Below are 9,817 nucleotides of genomic sequence, written 5' to 3' on the forward strand. Positions count from 1 at the left end.
TTTGAATTCCGCGATTTCGGCTGCCGATTCTCTATGCGAAAGCCTACGGAGTGCTGGTCGGCAAGAAGTTGAAGTCGCAAAAAGTAACCTTGAGGTCGGCGCGGAGGCGTCGAAGAGCACCAAACCTGTAGCTACAAATAAAACTAGCAATTAACGGGATTGCGTCCGCAAGAACGCTTGGTTATATTGACGAGGAGTCGAGATTCGTGCCTAGTACCTTGTCCTCCTTGTCCTAATTCTCGCGTGCCATCTTCGTGTGGATCCAGTGCGGAGTTATGTCGGCGCCATTTGCCAGAACATCTACTGCGTCAAGTTCGGCAAACGCCCGCAACGCGCAATCACTAAACACGAATTTGGACTCTTGGCTGCGCACACGCAACGGAGTTGGGGCGCCGCGCCTCCTCTTCATGAGTAACTCGTTGCTGAATGATTGTGAGCACTCCGGATGCGTTATATGCACGGCCACTCGACAGAGCGCCCTGACGTGAATGGTCCGCGCCGACGAGTCAGGTCGTTTTGGTGTCGGGGGCCAGACTCCACAGCCCTTGCTGCCAAAGATCCCTGGTGGTTGCTACATAGTCGCGTGACATGATCAGATCGAAGTTGTCTTGAAGCACGAGCCAGTCCCGATGACGCTGCTAGTTCGGTGCAGTCACGCGCAGCCACAGCAACATCGCAAATGGCTTGCACTGCTGCAATGTCGCGCCTAATACGCTGTAACCCCAGATCGCAATTTCGTTTCAGGGTTTTGTGGTAGCTCGCCTGCATTTGCAGGGCGAGCGTGAGAGTTGCAGCGCACAGATTGAGCGATGTAATGGGTTGTACTGTCATGGCGGATTCTTAAATGTGAAGACGCGGCCGACGCCTATGGGTCGAGGCCGTGTGAAAACGTAAAAGTACTTGGTCTTCGGGTGTCGCCTTTACCCTTCCCAACGCACCGCCAAGCCAACACGGCGCCATCTGGATGGTCGCCTTTTTCGAACTCCGCGTTGAGCCTGCGTTTTCACACGGCCTTATATGGACACCGCCCGGTTTGCCAGGTCGATCTTGATCTGAAGTTGAAGCGAGGTGCGGGTTGCAGACTTATATCCGCTTGCCGGCGCCGTCCGCGTTCCGCAATCGTAAATGTGACAGGATCAAGCTCCTGCTGTACGAGCGCACTGGCTTCTGGCTGTTGCTACGCCGGCTCGAGGAAGACCGTATCGTGTGGCCGCGACGCAATGAGGAAGTGATCGAGCTGACAACGCAGCAGCTGCACTGGCTGTTGGACGGCATCGATATCGACGCGCTTCGCCGTCATCCTGTCCGTCATTACGAGCACGCCGGTTAGCCCGGCACTTTGCAGGTCAGCAACGCGACAGGCGCCTTTTACGGATTGACGTAAATCTGTAGCGCGCCGCGCTCCGCTATCCTGGAGCGCATGACGAATGCACCCGACCTCAAGCGCGTACCCCATGCCGTCCAGGGCTACATACACGATCTCGAAGAACGCGTGGCCGGCGACACGAAGCGCATCGGCGAGCTGAGCCAGCGGATCGAACAGTTTGAGGAGCAGGTCCGTCTGCTGCAATCCGAGCGCTACGCACCGAAGAGCGAGAAACGCCAGGATCGGGTATTCGACGAGGCGGAGCAGCTCGCCAGTGAGCCCGGCGACGAAGACGACGCGGATGCGGGGCCCGCACTGCCCGACACCGGTTTGCCACTGGTCGGCCAGCCTGAGCGGAGCGGGGTCGGACGCAAGCCGTTGCCGGCGTACCTGAAGCGCGAACGCGTCGATTACGATCTGCCGGAAGACCAGCGAGGCTGCCGGTGCTGTGGCAATCCGATGCATCGCATCGGCGAGGATATCAGTGAACAGCTGCACGTCCAGGTCAAGTGGACGGTTCGCCAGAACGCGCGCGCAAAGCAGATTTGAGGTGGGCGGCAAACAGATCCAGTGCTTTGCGGCGCATGGAGATGTCGCCCTTGGCGGCCCCCATCTCCGCAAACGTCTGTGTGCTGCCATCCGGAACGAAGACACAGTCCCATTGGAAGTGAGTGACCGGCAGGTTTGCGAGGTACGGTTCCGTTGATCGCACCTTCGATTATATGGATCTCGCGCCCGTCGCAGTACCCAAGGATCGTTTTGGCAGTCACCTTGGCGTCGCCAAGCCCTGTAACGAGGTCGGCGAAGCGATCCGCTTGTAGCCTGTCCCAGAATATCTGCGTCAAACCTGCGGGAAGTCCATTGAGGCCGCTCAAGTACAAGCCTGTATGTTCGACGAACAACAGGCGACCGATGGACCGGAACGCCTTGGTCAGCCTTGTCCCGCACCAAACTCTCGACGTCTTCTGTCTGGAGCTCCTCGATTTTCCTCGACACCGGCACGATGTCCACGCCTACGGGGGCAAGGATCCGCTGCACTTCGGTGATCTTGTGCTTGTTGCCCGACATAAATCGGATTTTAGATCCTTCATGAATGAGTAGCGTTTGGCTACTTCGTACTGCTGTCGCATGTCACCGATCGACAGGCCTTCGGCCATCGCGGCGGCTTGGTCATCCGCAAGGCCGCGCCGGTGGATTGCGGGGTTATCCGAGCAAATGACAAATGGCACGCCATATCGCCGGAACTGTTGAAGCGGGTGAGCCTCGTTCGCAGGAACTGCGCCAGTAAGCCGATTGCTGATCGGACACACCTCGACGCAGATATCCCTCGCGGAAAGAAGCTCCAGCACATCTGGATCTTTGCCAGCCGCTGTTCCGTGGCCAATTCGATCTGCGCCGAACAGTTCTACGGCAGACCGGACGTTCTCAACACGGCCTGTTTCACCGGCGTGGATCGTGATCCCGAGATCGAACCTGTCTTTGGCCTCCCGAAAGAGCGAGGGCAACTCTTTCGGATATGCCGTTTCTTCATCGCCAGCAAGATCGAGCCCAATCACGTCCTTCGGCTCACCAAGGTCCTGGTAGGCCTGCAGGAGGGTGGATAGGTTGACCGCGCTGTAGTCGCCACGCGTCACCGTGAGAATCAGGCCGCGCCGGATACCGTGGCGCAGTGCAGCCACCCTGGTCGATTCGATAAGGCGCTCGAGCGCCTGTGCTGGCGAACATTTCTGAAGCTGTGCAAGGTACAGAACGCTGCTTCGGAGCTCGACGAAGCGCACGTTGTTTTCCGCTAGGCCCGCGACAACTGCAAGGGTGAGGCGATCGAGATTCTCGCGCTTCCTTGGAAAGAGCTGCAGAGCTTGCCATGGCGTTAGGTATTCGGCCAGCGACTGGCAGGGTGTCGCTCGAACTAGGTCTCGCTCAAACTCGAATCCGGCTGGTAACACGGTCGCTTCGTCTGCCAGGATCTCTCGAATCGTCGACGTTGGAATCGCGCCGTTCATGTGCATATGGAGTTCCCCCCGGCTATGCACGTCCGCGTCCTTTCCGTATTCGTGCGCTTCCCTGGCGTCGCGGGCATCGCCAAGCATCCCAGGTAGGTCAATCTGCCGTTGATCCATTCGTAGTTCCTGTATCTACTTATCGAGAGTCCTACTCGTTTCTGTGCGTTCTAGCGCGTTCCCATATAGTAACGCCTCCTCCGCAGAGACGCGTTAAGAACGTCCGGTCTGCCGTAGAACTGTTCGGCGCAGATCGAATTGCCCACGGAACAGCTCAAGTGGTTCTGTCGCAGTAAGAGCGAGAGGTCGGCGAAGTCCGATATGATATGGATTCCTTATCCAGCCAGCAAATAGAACTGCTGTGCGGGAGTTTGCACCAACGCCGCCATCGTTCAATTGCCCCTTGACGATCATGTGCATAACTTCGATGCCGCCCAGGAGGATGCTGGCACAACGAAATTTCTCGAACCCAAGCATCGGTCGGGTCCGGCGCTTGATCGCCCAATGATCCTGTTCGATGATGTTATTCAGATACTTTTTCTGGCGGACCCTGATCGGCACCTCCCGCCGGGCGTTGATCGCCTGAAAGGCAGCCAGATTCGATCGGCTTTGTCCGGATGGGGGTATTGCAAAGATGGTGCGGGTTGTGTAGAAGCGCAACATCATGAAGCCAGCTTGAATATAAAGCCAGACTAAAGACGGGTGAACCGCGCAAGCGCAAGAAACCGGGGTACCGGGTGACGAACGCGCGGGCATATAACCAGAGCCTGAGAAAGCGCGGCATGATCAGGCCGTATGTGCCGGGCGGCGATCTGAAAGCGCAGCTTATCAACGCAAAGATCCGTACGCCGAGCGTGTCGGGGCGTGAGCCGACCTACACCACGGCGTACATCGAGCTGATCTTTTCCTTCTACCGGCTGTTCGGCTGGGGGATGCGGTAGATCACGGGCTATATGGACGACTACTGGGAGACTCGCGGGCTAGACATCCTGGTGCCCAGCGCCAGTCAGCTGGGCGAACGGTTCGCTTCACTGGAGGTGAGCGTCACGCAGCGTTGCGAACAGCTGGCCCGACGTCTCGCGCGTGGCGAGACGATCAGTCTCATCGTCGACAGCACGGGATTGAGCTTTGGGCGGGCGAGCCAGTGGTACGAGGAAAAGTTCGCTCAGAAGGCCGCGCGCACACCGTGGCGCAAGATGCATCTGTCGATCGACGCTGACATGAACGTACACGCGATCCGCGTCACCACTACAGAAGTATCGGACAGCGAAGGAATGGACGCCGTGCTGCCAGCTGATGTGCCGATGGATCGGGTGATTGCCGATGGCGCGTACTACAGCGTCCAGCGTACCGAAGCGCTTTCAGGCGCGGGCGTGACGCCCGTCATCCCACCGCCAGCTCACGCGATCGTACACGGCGAGGAGCGAACCCGCCGGCATGACCAGATCGTCCGATACATCGAGGACAAAGGCATCTATGTATTTCACAAGAAATACGGCTACGGTGTGCGTTCGCTGGTCGGGGCACAGATCTCGCGCATCAAGCGCTGCATCGGCGAGCGCCTGCTGACGCAGGTGCTTGCGTCGAAGGAAGGCGAAGGCGTTACCATCGCCAACCTCCTGAACCGGTGGAACGCCTTCGGCAAACCGGTTTGCGTCAAAAATGCATAGTCGCGTCCATAGCACGGGAACTCGTACCCATCCGGACAAAGCCCAGGAGTGGGCGAATTTCGCTGCGCTTGAGGCTATCAACGCCGGGCGCGAGACGGCGATCAGGATTCGTCAGCCGAAGTATCTGAATAACATCGTCGAGCAGGACCACCGCGCGATCAAGCGCCGGACCCGCCCGATGCTCGGGTCCAAGAAATTTCGTTGCGCCCGCATTCTCCTGGGTGGCATCGAAATCATGCACATGATCGTCAAGGGGCAATTGAACGATTGCGGCGTTGGTGCAGACTGCCGCACAGCAGTTCTATTCGCTGACTGTATAAGGAATCCATGCCATATCGGTCTTGGCCGACCTTTCGCTCTTACTGCGACAGAACCCGAGCTGGTGCCCTGTACCTTGCGACAAGGACATCGTCCCCCTGCCACTGTAAATCCGAGACAGCCTGCCCATGGTCGCGCGACTTCGCGACAGTGTAGGCGTCCAGCCATGCGATGATCTGTCGCATTTGTCGCAATTGCGACATTGAGAACATTGAGAACATTGAAGCGACCGCATCGGAAGACTCGCTGGAATACCGAACTGACGTGGGATTTGCCACCTCACGCACACTTGGCACAAAAAGTGATAGTCAAGAGAGAAGCGTCTTTTGAATTTCGAGTGGGTGGATTTGGCCGGGTCAAGGGCGGGCGTAACCCCGGCGGACCGCACCCTTGATGCGGTCAAATCCAGTCGCACGCTTGACGGCTCGGGCCAGGCAAAGCCTTGCGGCGCCCAGCTCCCGAGCTCGTCCGGCGGCAAGGACTTCCACGCCTTGGGGCGGGGTTAGGGGTGGGTAATCCACGCCGAAGAGTCGAGCTTCCGCTACCGCGCAAGGCGTGCCACCCACTCAAATTTCAAAAGAACAAGAGAGAAATTAGTGGGTGCGGCAGCAGGCAGCGTAGTGCAAGGCATTGCACATCGCTACGGCCAGCTCGTTCAACGTAGCAATGGTTAGGGCTACACAATGATAGCTTTATCGAAAGAAGAGGCGGGAGAAGGCCGTGCTGTGCACGGAGAGCTATCCCTCCCCGACATGAAGGCCGGGGTTGCCCGCGCCTTCTAATGAAAAAATTTTTAGTATCAATCGCCTCGTTTGTGTTGCTACTGTCGATGACGGTGACCTCAGCCGCTGCAGCCGTGGCTGCCCCCCGCGCCGTTGCCAAAGTGGAGCGTGTTGATTTTCATGAACGGGAAGATGTGTTTACATTTTGTCTTTTGCGCAAGCAGGCCAAGATGATTCGAACGTTATTGAGCGATGAAGTATGGGCACGAATCGAATCCGTCTTGCCGGGCAAGGAAGGCGATCCAGGGCGAACGGCGACCGACAATCGTTGGTTTGTCGAAGCTGTCCTGTGGATCGGCCGGACAGGCTGCCCGTGGCGCGATTTGCCGAAGGCGTTCGGCCGATGGCATACGGTGTACATGGGCTTTGTCCGGATGGGGGTATTGCAAAGATGGTGCGGGTTGTGTAGAAGCGCAACATCATGAAGCCAGCTTGAATAATGCCATATAAAGCCAGACTAAAGACGGGTGAACCGCGCAAGCGCAAGAAACCGGGGTACCGGGTGACGAACGCGCGGGCGTATAACCAGAGCCTGAGAAAGCGCGGCATGATCAGCCTGTATGTGCCGGGCGGCGATCTGAAAGCGCAGCTTATCAACGCAAAGATCCGTACGCCGGGCGTGTCGGGGCGTGAGCCGACCTACACCACGGCGTACATCGAGCTGATCTTTTCCTTCTACCGGCTGTTCGGCTGGGGGATGGGGCAGATCACGGGCTATATGGACGACTATTGGGAGACTCGCGGGCTGGACATCCTGGTGCCCAGCGCCAGTCAGCTGGGCGAACGGTTCGCTTCAGTGGAGGTGAGCGTCACGCAGCGTTGCGAACAGCTGGCCCGACGTCTCGCGCGTGGCGAGACGATCAGTCTCATGGTCGACAGCACGGGATTGAGCTTTGGGCGGGCGAGCCAGTGGTACGAGGAAAAGTTCGCTCAGAAGGCCGCGCGCACGCCGTGGCGCAAGATGCATCTGTCGATCTCTCGCTTCAAACCCCGCGAGGTCAGGTCGCGGCGCCCGGCCTGGATGTCTGCCGTAAAGGCGAGCCAGGCGCTCACTGATGAAACGCGCTTGCCACGTTGTGATGAATCGCGAATCGCAGCAATTCGGCCATGATCGCCGCCCGCGCGGCCCCTTCGAAGAGCAGCAAGATCAACCGCGCACGCCTTACCTGGCCAACCGCCATCGTGCGGCTGCGCTGCATCGACATGAGCTCTTCGCGCTCGGTTTCACTCAGATTCATTTTGCCCATGCACTATTAGATAAGTGCAATTTCATTGGTTCAATGGACTAGGAGAAAAGCATGCAGCAAATCGCGGATTCAATTCGACATTCTATAAGGAACAATCACTTAAAGTCGTATGTATATAGTTATCCTTCGAAAAGGTCGTATAAAAGTCTACATAATATCGGCATTGCGGAAATATGGCACACCGGTGACCGCGGGCCAGCTTCAATATATATTCATATACCATTTTGCAGATACAGATGTACTTATTGTACGTTATTTCTAACTACCCAGGGTACAGAGGACATAATACAAAATTATGTTGATAAAATATGTGAACAAATCAAATTTTATGCGAAATACACGGGAAGAAAGACAGTTGCATCTGTGTATTTTGGTGGCGGAACTGCGACTATTCTAAACGAAAAACAATTCGGACAGGTTTTTTCATCGATTCAACATGGATTCCCGAATATTGCGTCCTCTGCTGAGCTATGTGTCGAAGGTTCTCCCGACTCGATGTCCGAAGAACTCCTCGATTTCTTGAAAAGCCAAGGCGTGAACCGAATCAGTATGGGTATCCAAACCATGGATTCCGCTGAACTGAAGGCCAGCGGTCGCCCATACCCAGTTTCGACAACAATTTCCGCGGTAGAAAATATCCGAAAGCGTTTCGAAAATTTCAATCTGGATCTGATCTACGGCCTTTCAGGTCAGACCTACGAGAGCTGGCAAAATTCGCTCCGCCACATCGTTTCATCAGGTCCACTTACTATCTCGCTGTATCCTGCAATTAGCCGACCTCTCACAGCGATTTATAAGCAGCAGCGATTGCATCCGGAGCGATACATCGACGACCAGACCACGTATGCGATCTACGATAGCAATGTCGAGTTCATGCAAATGAATGGATACCGACAAGAGTCCTTCACTAGGTTCACCCGTCTGCCAGAAAACAGCAGCGCGTACGCCCAAGAGACTTCCGACTTTCTCGGCGTTCCGATGATCGGAATTGGAGCAGGCGCAAGAAGCTACAACGGAAAATACCACTACAGCTTCGACTACGCGGTCGACCTCAATGAGGTCGGCAAGGCCATTCAAGATTATTTGAGCCTCGAAATCACCGAACACAGCATGGTGAGGTACGGGATTGTTCTTGATGCTTACGAAGAGCGCTTGAGATATTTCATCCTCAGCCTTACGCTGAACCAGCTTTCTGGGGCATACTATTCATCACAGTTTGGCCGGAGTCTGGATTCTGATTTTTTGGACGTAATTGATGCACTTGAGGCTGAGGGGTGCATCGAGCCACCGTCCAATGACAAGATTCGATTGACCAGGAAGGGGCACAAATACAGTAATTTGGTTGCGCACCATCTTTTCTCGAGCCATGTGAAAACCCTGGAAGAAAGGTATGTTCCACGATGAACAACAGTGAGCAATTTTGGGAGAAAGGTTATTCGGACGCGAAAGTTTGGACGATGGGCGGACCGAGTGTTGAGGTATTTGAAATGGAACAGTTTCTACCACGAAACTCGACTGTTGTAGACATCGGCTGTGGCGAAGGCAGAAATGCGCTCTTTCTTGCCCTCAGGGGACACAAGGTGACCGCCTTGGAACTTTCCTCGAACGCCGTGAAGAAACTTCGTTCTATTGCTGACCGTTATTCATTGAACATCGATGTGATCGAGGAACGGATTGAGGATTTCGTACCGGATGAAAATTATGATCTAGTTATGGCGCACTCGTCGTTACATTTCGTGACGAAAGACGTGTGGATTCCCTTGCTTCGGGAAATGAGGCAACGGACTAAGCCGGGCGGATTTCACAACTTCACATCGATTATTGGAATTCCTCGCTACCCAGTTCCGCACGAGTGCCGACATGCCAATTCGTTTGACCGAGGCGATCTCGACTCGCAATATGCGGACTGGCAGATTCTTCGTTCCGATTTCTACGCCAAGTGGGATTGCCATCCGGGTATTCCGACGCATGTGCATGCCGTTGAGAAGTTTCTCTCGAGAAAAGCAAACTCGGTCGAGCGGTTCACGTTGACGAAGGTCGATCTTTCGAACAGCGACAATCTTCCTTTAATCTTGTTCGACAGCATACCCCTTGGAGCCGATGCTACCGCAGTCAAGTCGATGGGTGTTCGTCCGAGACATGTCAATCGGATTGAAATGCTAGGGTGGAACATGACGTCTCCTATGGAGCTGACGGGCAACTATGTGGTTGAAGACTGGATTTTTGGGAAATACGGACTCCAATTCACACAGGGCATTTTGACGGGTAAATACGAGTATTTTACGTCACCAATTTCGTTGCGGAACTCTAGAGGGTGTTAGGCACTTTATGTCGGACCTGGTATCCTGGCGGAATGAAAAAACGCAGGCCTTACCCAACGGATGTATCGGATGAAGAGTGGTACTTCGCCGCTCCGTACCTGACCTTGATGAAC

6 protein-coding genes and 8 pseudogenes are annotated in these 9,817 nt (G+C 55.5%); 10 read left to right on the forward strand and 4 right to left on the reverse strand.

Annotated features, from left to right (window positions below; translation table 11 throughout):
* Positions 1–1,075 precede the first annotated feature (1,075 nt).
* Both tnpB and AB3X86_RS36955 read left to right on the forward strand, forming a co-directional pair.
* Positions 1,076–1,330 (forward strand): IS66 family insertion sequence element accessory protein TnpB, encoded by a 255-nt coding sequence (gene tnpB / locus AB3X86_RS36950; protein ID WP_368599756.1) that lies wholly within the window; start codon positions 1,076–1,078, stop codon positions 1,328–1,330.
* A gap of 90 nt (positions 1,331–1,420) precedes the next feature.
* A pseudogene (locus AB3X86_RS36955) lies at positions 1,421–1,906 on the forward strand (IS66 family transposase zinc-finger binding domain-containing protein); the annotation flags it as partial.
* Here AB3X86_RS36955 and AB3X86_RS36960 read toward each other — a convergent pair.
* The 3 genes and pseudogenes from AB3X86_RS36960 to AB3X86_RS36970 form a co-directional block, all read right to left on the reverse strand.
* Positions 1,872–2,268, reverse strand: a pseudogene (locus AB3X86_RS36960) (non-canonical purine NTP pyrophosphatase). The pseudogenes AB3X86_RS36955 and AB3X86_RS36960 sit on opposite strands and share 35 nt — an antisense overlap.
* Before the next feature lie 111 nt (positions 2,269–2,379).
* Entirely contained in the window at positions 2,380–3,486 is a 1,107-nt protein-coding gene (locus AB3X86_RS36965) for an adenosine deaminase (protein WP_368599757.1), read from the reverse strand.
* A 215-nt stretch (positions 3,487–3,701) separates the two neighbouring features.
* A pseudogene (locus AB3X86_RS36970) lies at positions 3,702–3,975 on the reverse strand (DDE-type integrase/transposase/recombinase); the annotation flags it as partial.
* Positions 3,976–4,148: 173 nt separating this feature from the next.
* Between AB3X86_RS36970 and AB3X86_RS36975 the strand changes: the two are divergent.
* From AB3X86_RS36975 to AB3X86_RS36995, 5 genes and pseudogenes are all read left to right on the forward strand, one after another.
* The gene (locus tag AB3X86_RS36975) at positions 4,149–4,307 is read left to right on the forward strand and encodes a hypothetical protein (RefSeq protein ID WP_368599758.1); all 159 of its coding nucleotides are present in this window, start codon (positions 4,149–4,151) and stop codon (positions 4,305–4,307) included.
* A 12-nt stretch (positions 4,308–4,319) separates the two neighbouring features.
* Positions 4,320–5,036 (forward strand): transposase, encoded by a 717-nt coding sequence (locus AB3X86_RS36980; RefSeq protein WP_368599759.1) that lies wholly within the window; start codon positions 4,320–4,322, stop codon positions 5,034–5,036.
* Positions 5,029–5,356: pseudogene (locus AB3X86_RS36985) on the forward strand (DDE-type integrase/transposase/recombinase). The gene AB3X86_RS36980 and the pseudogene AB3X86_RS36985 overlap by 8 nt, the downstream one beginning before the upstream one ends.
* Before the next feature lie 950 nt (positions 5,357–6,306).
* Positions 6,307–6,510, forward strand: a pseudogene (locus AB3X86_RS36990) (transposase); the annotation flags it as partial.
* A gap of 173 nt (positions 6,511–6,683) precedes the next feature.
* Positions 6,684–7,019: pseudogene (locus AB3X86_RS36995) on the forward strand (hypothetical protein); the annotation flags it as partial.
* A gap of 93 nt (positions 7,020–7,112) precedes the next feature.
* Here AB3X86_RS36995 and AB3X86_RS37000 read toward each other — a convergent pair.
* A pseudogene (locus AB3X86_RS37000) lies at positions 7,113–7,383 on the reverse strand (IS630 family transposase); the annotation flags it as partial.
* A 51-nt stretch (positions 7,384–7,434) separates the two neighbouring features.
* Between AB3X86_RS37000 and AB3X86_RS37005 the strand changes: the two are divergent.
* From AB3X86_RS37005 to AB3X86_RS37015, 3 genes and pseudogenes are all read left to right on the forward strand, one after another.
* Positions 7,435–8,787 carry an STM4012 family radical SAM protein gene (locus AB3X86_RS37005; protein WP_368599760.1) on the forward strand — a complete coding sequence of 451 codons (1,353 nt, stop codon included), beginning with the start codon at positions 7,435–7,437 and terminating at the stop codon, positions 8,785–8,787.
* Positions 8,784–9,704, forward strand: coding sequence for a class I SAM-dependent methyltransferase (locus AB3X86_RS37010; protein WP_368599761.1), 921 nt, complete (start codon positions 8,784–8,786; stop codon positions 9,702–9,704). The genes AB3X86_RS37005 and AB3X86_RS37010 overlap by 4 nt, the downstream gene beginning before the upstream one ends.
* A 32-nt stretch (positions 9,705–9,736) precedes the next feature.
* Positions 9,737–9,817, forward strand: a pseudogene (locus AB3X86_RS37015) (IS5/IS1182 family transposase); the annotation flags it as partial.

Origin of the sequence: Paraburkholderia sp. BR14374, from assembly GCF_040948685.1 — a bacterium.
Taxonomy (GTDB): Bacteria; Pseudomonadota; Gammaproteobacteria; order Burkholderiales; family Burkholderiaceae; genus Paraburkholderia; species Paraburkholderia youngii.